Source organism: Streptomyces stelliscabiei (assembly GCF_014873495.1).
Lineage (GTDB): Bacteria > Actinomycetota > Actinomycetes > Streptomycetales > Streptomycetaceae > Streptomyces > Streptomyces bottropensis.
The window spans coordinates 1,982,039-1,998,116 of record NZ_JADBGF010000001.1; the positions used below are offsets into that span (position 1 = coordinate 1,982,039).

14 protein-coding genes and 1 pseudogene are annotated in these 16,078 nt (G+C 71.5%); 7 read left to right on the forward strand and 8 right to left on the reverse strand.

Annotated elements, in window-relative coordinates; translation table 11 throughout:
* Positions 1 to 12 precede the first annotated feature (12 nt).
* Positions 13 to 1,377 (forward strand): annotated as a pseudogene (locus tag H4687_RS08590) (MFS transporter).
* A gap of 266 nt (positions 1,378 to 1,643) precedes the next feature.
* Entirely contained in the window at positions 1,644 to 2,018 is a 375-nt protein-coding gene (locus H4687_RS08595) for an RNA polymerase-binding protein RbpA (protein WP_003977404.1), read from the forward strand.
* Between the two features lie 199 nt (positions 2,019 to 2,217).
* Here the strand turns inward: H4687_RS08595 and fxsA are convergent, their stop codons facing one another.
* From fxsA to H4687_RS08615, 4 genes are all read right to left on the reverse strand, one after another.
* On the reverse strand, positions 2,218 to 2,793 hold the full coding sequence (gene fxsA / locus H4687_RS08600) for an FxsA family membrane protein (RefSeq protein ID WP_046915086.1): 576 nt from the start codon (positions 2,791 to 2,793) through the stop codon (positions 2,218 to 2,220).
* A gap of 65 nt (positions 2,794 to 2,858) precedes the next feature.
* On the reverse strand, positions 2,859 to 3,656 hold the full coding sequence (locus H4687_RS08605; RefSeq protein ID WP_046915085.1) for a polyprenol monophosphomannose synthase: 798 nt from the start codon (positions 3,654 to 3,656) through the stop codon (positions 2,859 to 2,861).
* 589 nt (positions 3,657 to 4,245) lie between these two features.
* Positions 4,246 to 5,850, reverse strand: a complete 1,605-nt coding sequence (locus tag H4687_RS08610) for an amidohydrolase (RefSeq protein WP_046915084.1) — start codon at positions 5,848 to 5,850, stop codon at positions 4,246 to 4,248.
* A gap of 75 nt (positions 5,851 to 5,925) precedes the next feature.
* Positions 5,926 to 6,366 (reverse strand): Lrp/AsnC family transcriptional regulator, encoded by a 441-nt coding sequence (locus H4687_RS08615; protein ID WP_005485572.1) that lies wholly within the window; start codon positions 6,364 to 6,366, stop codon positions 5,926 to 5,928.
* Between the two features lie 269 nt (positions 6,367 to 6,635).
* On the opposite strand from H4687_RS08615, the gene H4687_RS08620 reads away from it, so the two are divergent.
* The gene (locus tag H4687_RS08620) at positions 6,636 to 7,079 is read left to right on the forward strand and encodes a hypothetical protein (protein WP_046915090.1); all 444 of its coding nucleotides are present in this window, start codon (positions 6,636 to 6,638) and stop codon (positions 7,077 to 7,079) included.
* Between the two features lie 136 nt (positions 7,080 to 7,215).
* Positions 7,216 to 7,515 (forward strand): hypothetical protein, encoded by a 300-nt coding sequence (locus H4687_RS46305; RefSeq protein ID WP_046915083.1) that lies wholly within the window; start codon positions 7,216 to 7,218, stop codon positions 7,513 to 7,515.
* Here the strand turns inward: H4687_RS46305 and H4687_RS08625 are convergent.
* Positions 7,478 to 8,650 carry an acyl-CoA dehydrogenase family protein gene (locus tag H4687_RS08625; RefSeq protein ID WP_046915082.1) on the reverse strand — a complete coding sequence of 391 codons (1,173 nt, stop codon included), beginning with the start codon at positions 8,648 to 8,650 and terminating at the stop codon, positions 7,478 to 7,480. The genes H4687_RS46305 and H4687_RS08625 overlap by 38 nt on opposite strands.
* A 358-nt stretch (positions 8,651 to 9,008) precedes the next feature.
* On the opposite strand from H4687_RS08625, the gene H4687_RS08630 reads away from it, so the two are divergent.
* Positions 9,009 to 10,256, forward strand: a complete 1,248-nt coding sequence (locus H4687_RS08630; RefSeq protein ID WP_046915081.1) for a glycoside hydrolase family 18 protein — start codon at positions 9,009 to 9,011, stop codon at positions 10,254 to 10,256.
* A 79-nt stretch (positions 10,257 to 10,335) separates the two neighbouring features.
* Here the strand turns inward: H4687_RS08630 and H4687_RS08635 are convergent, their stop codons facing one another.
* The 3 genes from H4687_RS08635 to H4687_RS08645 form a co-directional block, all read right to left on the reverse strand.
* Positions 10,336 to 10,995, reverse strand: a complete 660-nt coding sequence (locus H4687_RS08635; protein WP_179860179.1) for a TetR/AcrR family transcriptional regulator — start codon at positions 10,993 to 10,995, stop codon at positions 10,336 to 10,338.
* A gap of 105 nt (positions 10,996 to 11,100) precedes the next feature.
* The gene (locus H4687_RS08640; RefSeq protein WP_005485564.1) at positions 11,101 to 11,247 is read right to left on the reverse strand and encodes an SCO1431 family membrane protein; all 147 of its coding nucleotides are present in this window, start codon (positions 11,245 to 11,247) and stop codon (positions 11,101 to 11,103) included.
* Between the two features lie 198 nt (positions 11,248 to 11,445).
* Positions 11,446 to 12,831: a peptidase C39 family protein gene (locus H4687_RS08645; protein ID WP_046915079.1), complete on the reverse strand. Its 1,386-nt coding sequence runs from the start codon at positions 12,829 to 12,831 to the stop codon at positions 11,446 to 11,448.
* A 172-nt stretch (positions 12,832 to 13,003) separates the two neighbouring features.
* Between H4687_RS08645 and H4687_RS08650 the strand changes: the two genes are divergently transcribed.
* Positions 13,004 to 13,630, forward strand: a complete 627-nt coding sequence (locus H4687_RS08650) for a uridine kinase family protein (protein ID WP_225966637.1) — start codon at positions 13,004 to 13,006, stop codon at positions 13,628 to 13,630.
* Positions 13,631 to 14,091: 461 nt separating this feature from the next.
* Positions 14,092 to 15,966: an AAA family ATPase gene (locus tag H4687_RS08655; RefSeq protein ID WP_050398536.1), complete on the forward strand. Its 1,875-nt coding sequence runs from the start codon at positions 14,092 to 14,094 to the stop codon at positions 15,964 to 15,966.
* Positions 15,967 to 16,078: the final 112 nt, after the last annotated feature.

Here is a 16,078-nt window from a genome sequence, read left to right on the forward strand (position 1 = left end):
CGAGGGGCACGGGTGGGCACCGACACCGTGCGGACGGACCCGGCCGACGAGGCCGCGGGCAGGCGGCGCGAACAGCGCGGCTAGTACTTCTACGACTGGGCCTGCTCCGTCTACTCGACCAGCGTCCTGACCGTGTTCCTCGGTCCCTATCTGACCGAGGTCGCCAAGTCCGCCGCAGACGCGGACGGTTACGTCCACCCGCTGGGCATATCGGTCCGCGCCGGCTCCTTCTTCGCGTACTCGGTGTCCCTGTCGGTGATCCTCGCCGTCGTGATCATGCCACTGGTGGGCGCGGCCGCCGACCGCACCGGCCGCAAGAAGCCCCTCCTGGGCGCGGCCGCCTACGTCGGCGCCGGCGCGACCGCAGGCATGTTCTTCCTGGACGGCGAGCGCTACCTGCTCGGCGGGATCCTGCTGATCATCGCGAACGCGGCGCAGTCCGTGGCGATGATGCTCTACAACTCCTATCTCCCGCAGATCGCGCCCCCGGAGGAACGCGACGCCGTCTCCTCGCGAGGCTGGGCGTTCGGCTACGCGGCCGGTTCCCTGGTCCTGGTCGGGAACCTGATCCTCTTCACCGCCCACGACTCCTTCGGCGTCTCCGAGGGCATGGCCGTGCGTATCTGTCTGGCCTCGGCCGGCCTGTGGTGGGGCGCGTTCACCCTGATCCCGCTCAGCCGCCTGCGCGACCGCCGCGGCCCCGCGGGCGGGTCCGAGGGGTCGAGGGAGGCGACCGCCCCCGGTCTGCGCCAGCTCGCCGCGACCGTCCGGGACATGCGCCGCCACCCGCTGACCCTGGGCTTCCTCCTCGCCTACCTCGTCTACAACGACGGCATCCAGACGGTGATCTCCCAGGCCTCGGTCTACGGCTCCGAGGAACTCGACCTGGAGCAGTCCACGCTCATCGTGGCGGTCCTGCTGGTGCAGATCCTCGCGGTGGGCGGGGCCCTCGGCATGGGCCGGCTCGCCCGCCGCTACGGCGCCAAGCGGACGATCCTCGGCTCCCTGGTCGCGTGGACGCTGATCCTCGGCGTCGGCTACTTCCTCCCGGCGGGCGCCCCCGTCTGGTTCTTCGTCCTCGCCTCGGGCATCGGCCTGGTCCTCGGCGGCAGCCAGGCCCTCTCCCGCTCGCTCTTCTCCCACCTCGTCCCGCCGGGGAAGGAGGCGGAATACTTCTCCGCGTACGAGATGAGCGACCGCGGCATGAGCTGGCTCGGCCCGCTGCTGTTCGGTGTGACGTACCAGCTGACCGGAAGTTATCGGGACGCGATCATCTCCCTGGTGGTCTTCTTCGTCCTGGGATTCGCCCTGCTCGCGAGGGTTCCGGTGCGCCGGGCGATCAGCGACGCGGGCAATCCCGTACCGGACAGGATTTAGCGCCGGGAGCGAAAGGGCTGTAGTGTACGCGTTTGGCCTGCCAGGCGTACCGTTACTGCGCGTCAAAGATGCCGAAACGCTGGGTGACATCTGCTGTCAGATGTGACAAACCGGGCGCGGGTGGGTACAACAAGGGCGGCTACGACGGCGACGCTTGACCCGGAACGGGACACGCAACGGGAATCTTTACCGCCGACCGGACGTTGACCGGATGACGACGACAGCGACACCTGTCCTGTGGGCGACAAGCCCGGGAGGCACGATTCATGAGTGAGCGAGCTCTTCGCGGCACGCGCCTCGTGGTGACCAGCTACGAGACGGACCGCGGCATCGACTTGGCTCCGCGCCAGGCCGTGGAGTACGCATGCGAGAAGGGGCACCGCTTCGAGATGCCCTTCTCGGTCGAGGCGGAGATTCCGCCGGAGTGGGAGTGCAAGGTCTGCGGGGCCCAAGCACTCCTCGTGGACGGCGACGGCCCTGAGGAAAAGAAGGCCAAGCCCGCGCGTACACATTGGGACATGCTGATGGAGCGGCGCACCCGTGAGGAACTCGAAGAGGTCCTCGAAGAGCGCCTTGCGGTTCTCCGCTCCGGCGCGATGAACATCGCGGTACATCCGCGAGACAGCCGCAAGTCCGCATAGCCCCTCAGGGGGCTGGACGATCCACACAGCGCAACCGAACAGACCGCGGGCGCCGTACGAACCTGTACGGCGCCCGCGGTCTTTGCTGTGCGCCTGATCCACCTGGGGCGCGCTGTCAGGTGCGGGGCCCGGGGACTTCTCGCGCCGTTCTCCGCGCCCTTGAGGAAGCGGGGCTGCGCCCCGGCTCTCCCAGGACCCGTCAGCGGTTCAGCGGGGGATGGGGGCCGGGCGGTGGCGCGTCGTCCCGGATCACCTCGCCCTGCACGACCTTCCCGTCGGGCTGGTGCATCCGCGCCTGCTGGAACGCGCCGGCGAAGTCCCCGGCACCGGCGGCCTCCCGCAGCTTCCGCTCGAACGTCCGCTCGGCATATCGTCCCAGCGCCTTCTGCACCGGCGGAATCAGCAGCACCAGCCCCACCGCGTCGGACACCAGCCCGGGCAGCATCAGCAGCAAACCCCCCAGCATCAGGAACCCGTTGCCCTCGCTGCGCCCCGCACCGGCGCCGGGCGCACCCGCGCCCCCCTGCTGCTGTTGCAGTGTCTCGGCCAGCGCCCGGAACGCCCGCCGCCCGGCCCGCTTGACCACCGCGGAACCCGCGACGAACCCGGCGACGAGGAGCAGGAAGACCGTGAACCCACCGGCCGCGCCCGCGACCACGGTGAGCAGCCAGATCTCCAGGACCAGCCACGCCGCGACTCCCAGCGGCAGAAACGTGCGCAGCCGGGATCGCCGGGGCCGGGCGGGGTACGTCGAGGACGGAACGCCAGTCGTCATGCTCCCAGTGTGCCTGGCCCCTGCTCAGCACGGGATAAGGGCAGAGCCCGGGACAGCGAGGGTGATCAGGCCTTCTTGTCGTCCCGGCCCAGCACCTTGCCGATCCGCTCCCCCACGCCCCACGCCGTGACCCGCCACAGGGCCTCGACGAGGATGTCGCGGCTCATCTTGGAGTCGCCCAGCTCGCGCTCGACGAAGGTGATGGGCACCTCGACGACGTGGTAGCCCGCCTTGATCGCGCGGCGCGCGAGGTCGACCTGGAAGCAGTAGCCCTGGGAGGCGACCTCGTCGAGGCCGAGCCCTTCGAGGGTCTCGCTGCGGAAGGCCCGGTAGCCGCCGGTCACGTCACGGACCGGCACGTCGAGCAGGACACGGGAGTAGAGGCTGCCGCCGCGGGAGATGTACTCGCGCGACTTGGGCCAGTTCACCACGCGCCCGCCCGGCACCCAGCGGGAGCCGAGGACGAGGTCGGCGCCCTTGAGGGCGGTCAGCAGCCGGGGCAGCTCCTCGGGCTGGTGGGAGCCGTCGGCGTCCATCTCGATGAGGACGCCGTAGCCGTGCTCCATGCCCCAGCGGAAGCCCGCGAGATAGGCGGCGCCCAGCCCTTCCTTGCCCTTGCGGTGCAGCACCTGGACGCGGTCGTCCTCGGCTGCCAGTTCGTCGGCGAGCTTGCCGGTGCCGTCGGGGCTGTTGTCGTCGGCCACCAGGACGTGCGCCTCGGGAACGGCCTTCCGCACCCGGCCGACGATCGCCTTGATGTTCTCCGCCTCGTTGTAGGTCGGAATGATCACCAAGGCCGTGCCGAGCGGGCCGAACCGCCTCTCCTGGCCTTCCGCCGCGATCGTCCCGTCGCCGTCGTTCACCGCTGCCCCTTCAGGTCCTCCGTGCGCAGAGGACCACCATAGTGGCCACGGCCTGCGCGGAAGTGTCGGCCGTGACCCAAGGGGCCCCGGATCGACAGGGGGTGTGCGCGAGCGCGCTCTGCGTAGTCCCGCGACTCCCCGGAACACCACTGTGCCGTCGGCGCGGGACGGAGTACAGGGGTCGTCGGCTGCGGATGGGGGCCCGACGCCCTTCGGGCCGACCTGGGGCCCGCTGGCTGCGAGACCGAAAGCCGTTGTCTACTGAGCGTCCGGGCCCCACCCGGGTCACACCTACCCGACCTGGCCGGAACGTTCCCTCGCCGGAGCGCGAAGCCTGGGCCTGGCTGCCGGTGGCGGTGCGCCGGTACGGCACACCAACCCTGACCCAGCGGCACTCCGACGACCGCGCGGAAGTTCCCCGGTCGGACGTCCGGTGGTGGACCCGGCAGAACCTACCCGTCGCCTGCGGCCGCCTGTCAACCTCCGTCTGACCTGCGGAGTTCCCCTCAAATGCCTGGTCGGCGGGGAGGAGCCGCAGGTCGTGCGGCGCGCCGCCGGGCCGTCGCCGGGTCCGTGCCGGGCCGGGAGATCACTCGCCCGGCCGTACGAAGACCGTTCGCCCGGCCACCACGGTCCGCAGGCAGACGGGCAGCTCGGTGCCGGGGCTCAGGTCGGGCAGGCCGGGGGTGCCGGAACGGGGGTCGGTCGACCAGCGCGCGACGCGGTCGTCGGGGGCCTGGACGACGAGTTCGCCGGTGCGCCACACCGCGTAGTCCGCGGGCGCGCCCGGGACGAGAACGCCCGCGTCGTCGCGTCCGACCGCCCGCCAGCCGCCCCGCGTGTGCGCCGTGAACGCGGCGCGCACGGACACCCGGTGCTCCGGCGTGCGGTGGAACGCCGCCGCGCGGACGGTCCCCCATGGATCGAGCGGGGTGACCGGACTGTCCGAGCCGAAGGCCAGGGGCACGCCGGCGCGCAGCAGGGCGGCGAACGGGTTGAGGGTGCGGGCCCGCTCCGGGCCGAGCCGCTCGGCGTACATGCCCTCCGCGCCGCCCCACAGCGCGTCGAAGGCCGGCTGGACGGAGGCGGTGAGGCCGAGTTCGGCGAAGGCGGCGACGCTCTCGGGGGCGAGCATCTCGACGTGCTCGACGCGGTGCCGGGCGGCCCTCACCCGGGCCAGGCCGACCTTCTCCGCGGCCGCGCGCACTCCCTCGACGACGGAGGCCACCGCGGCGTCCCCGATGGCGTGGAAGCCCGCCTGGAGGCCCGTCTCGGTGCAGGCGACCACATGGGCGGCGACGGCCGTCGCGTCCAGGTACGCCGTGCCGGTGTGCGCGGCGTCGGCGTACGGCTCGTGCAGACAGGCGGTGTGCGAGCCGAGGGCCCCGTCGACGAAGAGGTCGCCCGCGGCGCCGACGGCTCCGAGGGCGCGGGCCTTGTCGACGTCGCGTTCCGCCCAGTAGCCGACCACGCGCGGGCCCGGCTCCTCGGCGGCGAGCCGGAGCAGTCCCGTGAAGTCGTCCTCGGAGGAGATCTCGGGGCCCGCGCACTCGTGGACCGAGCCGATGCCGAGCGAGCCGGCGTGGGCGAGGGCGGCCCGCTGGGCCTCGGTGCGCTGGGCGGGGGTGAGGGCGCCCAGGGCGGTGGCCCGTACGGCGTGGTGGGCGTCCCGGGTCAGGGGCCCGTCCTCGAAGGAGCCGGCGCCCGGGACCAGGTCGAGCAGGGCGGAGCTGACGACGGCCGAGTGGACGTCGATCCGGCTCAGGTAGAGCGGGCGGCCGCCGGTGGCCTCGTCGAGTTCGGCGCGGGTCGGCGGACGGCCGCCGGGCCAGCGGGCGGCGTCCCAGCCGTGACCGAGGAGGACGCGGTCGGCCGGGCGGGCCGTCGCGAATTCCCGTACGAGAACGAGGGCGGCCTCCAGGGTGGGGGCGCCGGAGAGGTCGAGGCCGGTGAGGGCGAGGCCGGTCGCCGTGGTGTGGACGTGGGCGTCGGTGAACGCCGGGGTGACCAGGGCGCCTTCGAGGTCCTCCACCTCGTCGACGTCGGCGGCGAAGGCGTCGGCGGCGCCCTCGGAGCCGACCCAGGCGATCTGGCCGTGCTCCACGACCATCGCGGTGGCGAACGGGTCGGCGGGGCTGTGGACTTCTCCGCCGCGGAGCAACACGGTCTTCGACGGGGCGGTGCGATCACTCATGGGGACAGTCTCGCTCGTGCCGAGCGCCGCGGTGCACCAGGGCGGAGCTTCCGGGGCGCCCGGCGGTCGCGGGCGTCAGATCCTCGGCGGTCTGGCCTCGTACGGCGTCGACAGGACCACCGTCGTGCGGGTGGACACTCCCGCCAGGGACCGCAGCCGGGCGAGGAGTTCCTCCAGCTCGTGCGGGGTGGCCACGCGGACCTTGAGGATGTAGTTCTCGTCGCCGGCGACGCTGTGGCAGGCCTCGATCTCCGGGACGCCCGCGAGGCGTTCGGCGATGTCGTCGGGGGCGCTGGGGTCGAAGGGTTTGACCGAGATGAACGCGGTCAGCGGCAGCCCGACGGCCTCCGGGTCGACGACCGCGGCATAGCCGCGGATGACGCCACGCTGCTCAAGTCGGCGCACGCGCTGATGCACGGCCGACGTGGACAGGCCCGTGGCCTTGCCCAGGTCGGTGTAGCTCATCCGCCCGTCCGCGACGAGCAGCTGCACGATCTGTCGGTCCAGCTCCTCCATGGCGCAAGAACCTACAGGGCGGTTGATCTCCTTCGATACCTGAGCGGCGCAGGTCATACCCGGTTCGTGATGTGGCCGCGAGCCACTTGTGAGCCATACGGGTGACAGCCTCGCCGTGTCGGGCATCTGCGAGCGGCATGTGACGAAGACCACATCACCCGGACAGGCTCTGTGATGATCTCGTGATTACCTTCGGGACAGGGCGGGAAGTGCTTGCTGTGGTCGGAGGCCGCAGCGCCTTCACGGCCCAGCCCGAGGGGGAGAATCCCATGCAGAATCCCAAGCGCCCTGGTCGAACCGCACCCAAGCGGCTCCAGGCGGTCGTCGATCTTGAGCCGGAGGGCGTCGAACCGGACGACGAGTTCGACGCGTACGACACCTTCGAGATGTACCGGGTCTTCTGCCCGGACTGCGCTCAGCCCATCGCCCTGCTGTCCGACGAGGACCGCCTGCCCGAGCACGCGCTGGTCGTGTCGCCGTGGAACCCGTTCGGGCTCACGGTCTGCGCCGGTACGGGCCGCTCGGCCGGCGACGCCCGCGCCGCGGACGAGACCGTCGAGCCGCAGGCGCAGGAGACCGCCCTGCTGTTGACGCTGCCGCAGGGCCTCGACTGGCGGACGCAGCCGTTCTCGCACGTCGGCGGCCCGGGCTCGCGCCCGATGCGCGTGCCGGTGATGCGGCCTCAGCAGTCCGACCAGCGCCAAGCGGCCTGATCCCGGGGCCGGTTCGGCCCACGGCGTCCGCGCGCCCGACGGGCAGGACTCGTCCTGCCCCCTACGGTTCGGTCGCGAACTCAGAGACGATTCCCGGAAGGGGTGACCGGCCCGCCCGCACGCGCGTTGGCACGGTATGACCCCAACTTTCCCGGTGACCGGGCATCGGCGTCACATCTTTGTGCCGGCTTCGGCAGAATCGCTTCCGCAGGGGCCGGCCCAGCAGCAGGACCCGCCCATCTACCGGGCCCTGCTGCGGACCTGGGCCGACCGCGGCCGCACCCTGCCGGGGCGTCACGACCCGGAGTGGGTGCGGCTGGCGACGCCGCCGAGCGGCCTCGACCAGTTCCGCACCACCGTGGACCCCTTCGGGGCCCCCGACTTCTTCCGCGGTTCCTTCAGCGTGACTCGGGCCCCGCGAGGTGGCGGGCGATGACCATGCGCTGGATCTGGTTGGTGCCCTCCACGATCTGGAGCACCTTCGCCTCACGCATGTACCGCTCGGCGGGGAAGTCCGCCGTGTAGCCGTACCCGCCGAGGATCTGCACGGCGTCCGTGGTGACCTTCATCGCGGCATCGGTGCACAGCAGCTTCGCCATGGCCGCCTGCTTGGAGAACGGCCGGCCCGCGTCGCGCAGCCGGGCCGCGGAGAGGTAGAGCGCCCGGCCCGCCTCTATCTGCGTCGCCATGTCCGCGAGCATGAAACGCAGCCCCTGGAAGTCGGAGATCGGCCGCCCGAACTGCTGCCGCCCGGTGGCGTAGGCGACCGCCTCGTCCAGTGCCGCCTGGGCCACGCCGATCGCGCAGGCCGCGATGCCGAGCCGCCCGGAGTCGAGCGCGGACAGGGCGATCGCGAAACCCTGACCCTCCTCACCGAGGCGCCGGGCGTCACCGACGCGCACCCCGTCGAAGTTGAGCTGCGCGGTGGGTGAGCCCTTCATGCCCATCTTCTTCTCGGGCGCGGCGGCGCTCAGCCCCTCGGCGTCGCCGGGCACCAGGAAGGCGCTGATGCCCCGGGAGCCCTCGCTGCCCGTGCGGGCCATGACCGTGTAGAAGTCGGCGATGCCGCCGTGGGTGATCCAGGCCTTGGTGCCGGTGATCACCCACTCGTCGCCCTCCCGCACGGCCTTCGTCCGCAGGGAGGCGGCGTCCGAGCCGGACGAGGGCTCGGAGAGGCAGTACGCGCCGAGCAGGCCGCCGCCGAGCATCGCCGGCAGATGCTCGACCTGCTGCTCCTTGGTGCCGTAGTTGGCGAGGGCGTGGCAGGCGAGCGTGTGGACGCTCACGCCGAGACCCACGGTGAGGCGGGCCATGGCGAGTTCTTCCAGGACCTGGAGATAGACCTCGTACGGCTGGTCGCCGCCGCCGTGCTCCGAGTCGTACGGCAGGCCGAGCAGCCCCGACTCCGAGAGCAGGCCGAAGAGTTCGCGCGGGAACCGGCTGGCGTCCTCCTCCTCGGCCGCGTGCGGGGCGATCTCCCGCTGTGCGATCTCGCGGACGAGCGAGATCAGATCCCGGGCCTCTTCCGTGGGCAGCTGACGGTCCACCGGCTGCGGGGCGCGGTCGGGCATGGCGACGCTCTCCTCCCTGTCGGGCACTGCGGCGGACACGCACAGGGGATGTCGTGGTGCCACCGGGTCTCACGTGCCACTGCCGATGGTCCTCCTCCGGATCACGGAAGCCGCTGATCAGCGGCGGTGGCGCTAGGAGTATGCCCGATCCGGAGCAGCCCGTCACCGGTTAACGAGCGTTCATTGGGACACATTCGAGAGCCCGCCGCGCGGGGGCGGTATTGGTCCGAACCATTGACCCCAGTGGTCTAGTCCTCTACGTTCTCCCCCAGCGGCGCGGACACGCGTCCACGCCGATCGGCACAGCAGGTCCAGGCAGCACCCTCCCCGCGCCACGCTCCCCTCCCCCGGAGTCACGATGCTCAGACCGCACACCTCCCGCCTCCCCGTCAGGACACTCGTCGCCGCCACGTGTTGCGCCGCACTCGGCGCCGGGCTCCTCGTCGGAGCGGGCACCGCGACCGCCACGCCCGCGAAGCCGAACGCCGGAACCCACGCGCCCGACGCGTCCCGTTCGAAGGTCGTCGGCTACTTCATCGACTGGGGCGTCTACGGCCGCCAGTACTACGTCAAGAACATCGAGACGTCCGGCTCGGCGAAGAAGCTCACCCACATCAACTACGCCTTCGGCAACGTCGTCGACGGCAAGTGCGCGATCGGTGACCCCTGGGCGGACACCGACATGCCGTTCACCGCCGAGGAGTCCGTGGACGGCGTCGCCGACGGCGCGGACCAGTCGCTGAGCGGCAACTTCAACCAGCTGCGCAAGCTGAAGAAGCTGCACCCGAACCTCAAGATCGTCTGGTCCTTCGGCGGCTGGACCTGGTCCGGCGGCTTCGGCGAGGCGGCGAAGGACCCGGCCGCCTTCGCGAACTCCTGCTACGACCTCGTCGAGAACTCCCGGTGGAAGGACGTCTTCGACGGCATCGACATCGACTGGGAGTACCCCAACGCCTGCGGTCTCACCTGCGACACCAGCGGCTCGGAGGCCTTCGAGGACGTGATGGCGGCGCTGCGCAAACGATTCGGCAAGAAGGAGCTGGTCACCGCGGCGATCACAGCCGACGCCAAGAGCGGCGGAAAGATCGACGCGGCGGACTACGCGGGCGCCGCGAAGTACGTCGACTGGTACAACCCGATGACGTACGACTACTTCGGTTCCTGGGACGCGACCACCGCCCCGCACTCCCCGCTGTACCCGTACCCCGGCATCGCCGACAAGGCGTTCAACACCGCCGCGACCATCAAGAAGCTCAGGGGACTCGGCATCCCGCCGTCCAAGCTGCTGCTCGGCATCGGCTTCTACGGGCGGGGCTGGACCGGGGTCACGCGGTCGGCACCCGGCGGCACCGCCACCGGCCCGGCGGCGGGCACGTACGAGGCCGGCTACGAGGACTACAAGGTGCTGAAGGCGACCTGCCCGGCCAACGGGATCGTCGGGGGGACCGCGTACGCCAAGTGCGGTGACGACTGGTGGAGTTACGACACCCCCCGCACCATCAAGGGCAAGATGGCCTACAAGAACGCACAGGGCCTGGGCGGCACCTTCTTCTGGGAGCTGAGCGGCGACACCGCCGACGGTGAGCTGATCAAGGCGATCAAGTAGCCCTCGTGGCGCGTGACGTGGGGCGGGGGCCGGCCGGTGGGCTCCCCGCCCCGGGCGCCCGGCCGCGGTGCCGACGCGCTCAGGCGTCGCGGCGGGCGGGCTCGGGCGTGCGGTAGGCGGGGGCGAGTTCCTCGATGGCGCGCAGCGAGCCGCCCAGCATCTTGACCAGCAGATCGCGCATGGTGTCGCGGGGCAGCTCGGGGCGGGCGATCCAGTCGAGGGTGGCGCCCTCGACCGCGCAGACCCAGCCGAACAGGCCCATGCGGGCCACCGGTTCGATGTCGCTCCTGCCGTACGCGCCCTCGGCGACGGTGGCGACCATCGCCTCGCGGACACCGTCCCTGATGGCGTGCACCTGGGCGTCGAAGCCGACGCCGCCGCTGACGATCGTGCGGTAGGCGGCCTGGTTCTCCTCCGCGTAGCGCAGATAGCCCTCGATGGTCCGGTGCACCCGGTCCACGGGCGGCAGTTCGAGGCCGCTCGCCGCGAACGTGATCAGATCGGCGACGGAGTCCTCGACGATCGCGAGGTAGTAGCCGCGCTTGGACTTGAAGTAGTAGTAGATCAGTCCCTTGGCCACATGCGCCTGCCGTGCGATGTCGTCCATCGACAACGTGTCGTACGAGGTGTCGGCGAACAACTTGCGCCCGATGGAGATGAGTTCGGCGCGGCGGGTCACCGAACGGTCGGTGCCGCGGGCCCGCGGCGGTTCGACACCAAGCTGTTGACTACTATTCAATTTCGGGTCCTGGTCTCCGACTGGCAGCGGGACAACCGCAGTATGGCAGACCCTCACCACCAGCTTGTTCGACTCCGATCGACAGAAGTCGGCCGGCGGATCAGGTCACAGCAGGCCCAGCTGCGTCACCAGCATCGCGACCACCACGACCAGGGTCCAGCCCATGAGGTGTTCGACGATCTTGGGGCCGTCGTCGCGGGGGCCGCCCGTGCCGGTCTGGACACGGTTGGCGGTGGCGGAGGTCGCGGTCATGGCAGCTCGCTGGTGTGATCGGCGTGCGGTGGCGGGTGTCAGGCATGCGGCGGACCGGCCCGCCGTTTCGGTCCACCTTGCCACCGGATGGGCGGTTCGCGGCCGAGAGCTTGGTCACACGTGCGAGCAGACGGACGGCGCGGCCCCGGTCCCCCGGAAGCCGCGCCGCGTCACCGGGCCCGCATCAGCCCGCCCGCGTCAGCAGACGCCCACCGCCGCGAGCGCCGCGCGCTGACGGGCCGTGGGCCGCGCCGGGAAGTACAGGTAGCAGATGCCGCCGGTGCCGGAGACGATCTTGCCGGCGGCGTTGTACCGCTTGGTCCGCAGCCAGATGTTCTCCCACTCGCGGCGCCGGTAGACCCGGCGCACCGCCTCGTTGGTCGGCGAGTTCGGGTCGTTGGCGACCACATCGCCGTCGGCGGTGAAGCCGATGACCGTCATGAGGTGTCCGGCCGTGCCGTAGCCCGCGCCCGTCAGCTCCGCCGCCAGGAAGGACTGGGAGGTGATCGCCGGGATGCCCGCCGCGATCAGGGTCTCCAGGTCGGTGAGCGAGCCCAGGCGGGTCACCACACCCTGCATGTCCTTGTAGGTGGCGGCATACGCGGCATTGAAGGGCCAGTTGCCACAGCCCTCGTACTGGTAGTCGAAGGTGAACCGCGCCGCGTGGCACACCTGCGGGTCCGCGTACTGCGGGTTCACCCAGGCCAGATCCGCGGCGCTGGGCTTCCGGCCCCAGAACTCTATGATCATCTGCGAGGAGGTGGGGCTGCACCAGGCCTCACCGCCGTTGTCGTACTCGGGGTACTGGCCCTTGTGGGTCTCCTGGGAGTAGCGCGGGACGTTCAGCTCCCGCGCGATCCCGGGGACGGAGGCCGGGACGGTGAAGCGGTCGGGCACGTCGGAGCCCATCGCACCGAGCCGCCACACCGTGGGCGTGAGCCGGGTGCCGGGCGTGCGGTACAGGGTCAGACGCAGCCGGTACGAGGCGAGACGCAGGCCGGTGGCCGGGTCGTCGATCGCGAAGGTGTCGGTCCAGACACTGCTCCTGCCGTCCTTCTGGTCGTCGACGGAGGTGCGCCTGATGTCCTGGTCGCCGGCCGCCCATCGGCCGAGCACGTACCAGGGCGTGTCCGTGCCGTCGGAGTACGTGCCCCGCAGCTCGATCTGGACCCAGGTGCCGGCCGGGGTGCGCGCGTTCCAGGACGCGATGACCTCGGTGGCGGGCACGGTGAGCCGGTGGACCGGGGAGGTCCAGGTCGCGTACTCCCAGGCGGCCGTGCGCCCGGTGTGGGGGTCGGTGTGGTCGACCGTGCCGAGCGGCACGTCGATCGCCAGCCCCGGCCGCTCCCCCGCCTCGGCCCGGGTGCCTCCGGGGCTGCCGGAGCGCCAGTCGGTGTAGGTGGTCCAGGAGTGGTAGTCCGTGAGGCGTTCCGGTGCGGGCGCGAGGTGGGCGAGGGCTTCGCCCCGGCCGCTCGTGGTGTCGGCGACCGCCTGCCCCGTCGAACCCCCGGCCGCCGCCGCTGCGGCGGCGGTGACGGCTGCGGTCAGGACGGTTCTGCGGGACGGCTCGGAAAGGCTCGTCATCTGCGGGAGACCCCCAGTGATCCGGAAGGAACAGGTCAGACGCACGGCTGTTCGCCCACTATGGACGGCGGGCGACGGCTTCGGCCAGCACCTCGCGCTTCGCCACGCCCGCCAATATTGGTCGAGACCATTGGCATGGTCAGGGCCGCGCGGCACGGTGTTCAATCCAGGTATGCACATCTCCCCCGGTCCCATGGACCCCGCGGTCGACGCCGTCGCCGCCCGGCTGCGACGGCTGCCGCCCTCCTGCGGACCGGTCCGGCTGGTCGGGGTCGACGGGCACGCCGGCTCCGGGAAGAGCACGTTCGCCGGGCGCCTGGCCGACGCGCTCGGCGGCGCCCCGGTGCTGCACCTCGACGACGTCGCCACGCACGAGGAACTGTTCTCCTGGACCGACCGCCTGCTCGACCAGGTGATCGAGCCGTTCCGGCACGGCCGGAGCGCGCGCTGCGCCCCGTACGACTGGCGTGCGCGCGCGTTCGGTCCCGCGCGTGCCCTGCCGCCCGCGCCCGTGATCGTCGTCGAGGGGGTGGGCGCGGGCCGGCGTGCGCTGCGACCGCACCTGGCGGGGCTGGTGTGGATGGAGGTGCCGGAGGAGATGGCCTGGGCTCGTGGGCGGGCGCGGGACGGTGCGGAACAGAGCGAGTTCTGGGCCGGCTGGGTCCGGGCGGAGCGCCGGCACTTCGCCGAGGACCCTTCTCGGCCGTTCGCCGATCTGCTGATTCGGCCGGGAGACAAGGGCTACGAGATGCTGACGGGACCTGCGACGACTCCCGGAACGAGGCCCTCGCTCACTTAGGGTGACGAGCCATCCGCAATGTGCTGAACCTGTGAAGGCGGCTGTCCGAGAAGTGCCCCGAGTGCCCCAACTCGGCTTGACCGAGGGGCCGTACAGGTCTTACGTTCTCAATGTGCGGTCATCAGTCACCGCCCATCTACGCGAAGCCCCCGGTTGTTCCCCCGTGATCGGGGGCTTCGTTCTGCCCTCTTCCGGCCCTTCCGGAAGGCATGCGGCACGATTCCTTCACCCTCGGTGACCGTCAGCGACGCACCCCGTCCCCTCCCACCTCGCCGGACGAGCACTGCGGCACCCTTCGATGGGCGACCGACCCGCAGGTACGATGCCCAGGGTGCGACCTTCGGACGGCTGCAGCAACGCGCCGGCGCAACTCCCGTCCGCTGCACAGCGGTTCGACGAAGGCTGCCGACGGGCACCGGCCCGTTCGGTTTCCAACGGGGGCACGGTTTGTGGGGGACGTGATGGACTTCGGCTCGCGGGGCCCCGAGGCTCCGGCCGACCTCGCCTGGCTGCGAGGCGTGGACGCCTACACGATGGGCGCCTATCCGCAGGCGGAGGAGGAGTTCCGCGCCGCGGTGCGGATGGATCCCGGGATGGCCGACGGCTGGCTCGGGCTGCACGCGCTGCGGGTGGACACGACGACCGCGCTGCTGAGGATGTTCCGGCACCGGGAGCGCTTCGGGGAGCAGCGCTCGCGACACCGGCGCACCCTCAACTCCTGGTACTGGCTGGGCTGGTGGGTGCAGCCGGTGCTGGAGAGCCCGCGCGATCTGCTGCTCGCGCACGCCTCGCACTGGCTGGACGGACGCCATGTGCCCGAGCTGGACCGGGCGCTGGCGGGGCTGCCGCCGGTCGACGCGGACCACCAGGTGCGCTTCCTGCATGCCTGTCGCGCCTATCTCGTCAAGGACTGGGAGCAGTTGGTGCGGCACACCGACCCGCTGCTCGACGACGCGCTGCTGGGCATCGAGGCGGGCCTCTTCGGTGGTATGGCCCGGGTGCGGCTGGAGACGTACGGACAGGCCGAGCCGCTGCTCTCCGCCGCGCTGATGCGCTGCCGCAGCGAGCAGCCGCAGCGCAAGGAGCTGCGCTACTGGTTGGCGCGTGCCCATGAGGGCACGGGGCGCAGCGCGGCCGCGCTGCCGCTGTACCGGGCCGTGCACCGGGTCGACCCCGCCTTCATGGACACCTCCGCGCGGCTCGCGGCGATCGCCGAGGGCGACGGGTACGACGACGAGGCGAGCGACTTCGCGGCGATCGCGCTCGCCGGGATCGGACAGGACATCCTCGACGGCGACGGACTGGAGCCGTTCTTCGACCCCGAGGGCCGGGACCTCAAGGTCTCCGATCCCGGGCTCCCGCCGCCGGGCGGGCTGCCGCCCGAGGCCGGCGACACCTTCGTACGGGAGAAGTCCGTGGTGCCGGTGCAGCCCGTGTCCCTGCCGGCCGGGCCGACGGATCCGGAACTGCTGGAGGAGGCGCTCGCGGAGCTGGAGCGGATGGTCGGGCTGGAGCCGGTGAAACGGCAGGTCAAGGCGTTGTCCGCGCAGTTGAACATGGCGCGGCTGCGGGCGGGCCAGGGGCTGCCGGTCCAGCCGCCGAAGCGGCACTTCGTCTTCTCCGGACCCTCGGGGACGGGCAAGACGACCGTGGCGCGAATACTGGGCCGGGTCTTCTACGCGCTCGGGCTGCTGGGCGGCGATCATCTCGTGGAGGCGCAGCGCGCGGACCTCGTGGGCGAGTACCTCGGGCAGACCGCCGTGAAGGCCAACGAGCTGATCGACTCGGCGATCGGCGGCGTGCTGTTCGTGGACGAGGCGTACTCCCTGTCCAACTCCGGATACGGGAAGGGCGACGCGTACGGCGACGAGGCGCTGCAGGTGCTGCTGAAGCGGGCCGAGGACAACCGGGATCATCTGGTCGTGATCCTGGCGGGCTATCCGGAGGGCATGGACCGGCTGCTGGCCGCGAACCCCGGGCTGTCCTCCCGGTTCACCACCCGGGTCGACTTCCCCTCCTACCGGCCGCTGGAGCTGACCTCCATCGGGGAGGTGCTCGCCGCGGAGAACGGGGACGTGTGGGACGAGGAGGCGCTCGACGAGCTGCGGTCCGTGTCCGGGCATGTCGTCGATCAGGGGTGGATCGACGAGCTGGGGAACGGGCGGTTCCTGCGGACGCTGTACGAGAAGAGCTGTGCGTACCGGGATCTGCGGCTGTCGGGGTATCCGACGATTCCCACGCGGGACGATCTGTCGACGTTGCGGCTGCCGGATCTCATGCAGGCGTATGGAGAGGTGTTGTCGGGGCGGGGGCCGGGGGAGGCTTCGGCGATGTGAGGCGGGGGGTGGTCCGGGGATTCTTCTCGCCCCCCGCCGCCCCCACCCATCCCCAGGGGCTGCGCGCCCCCTCCACCCCCGCTCAAAGACTCGGGGCTCCGCCCCGGACCCC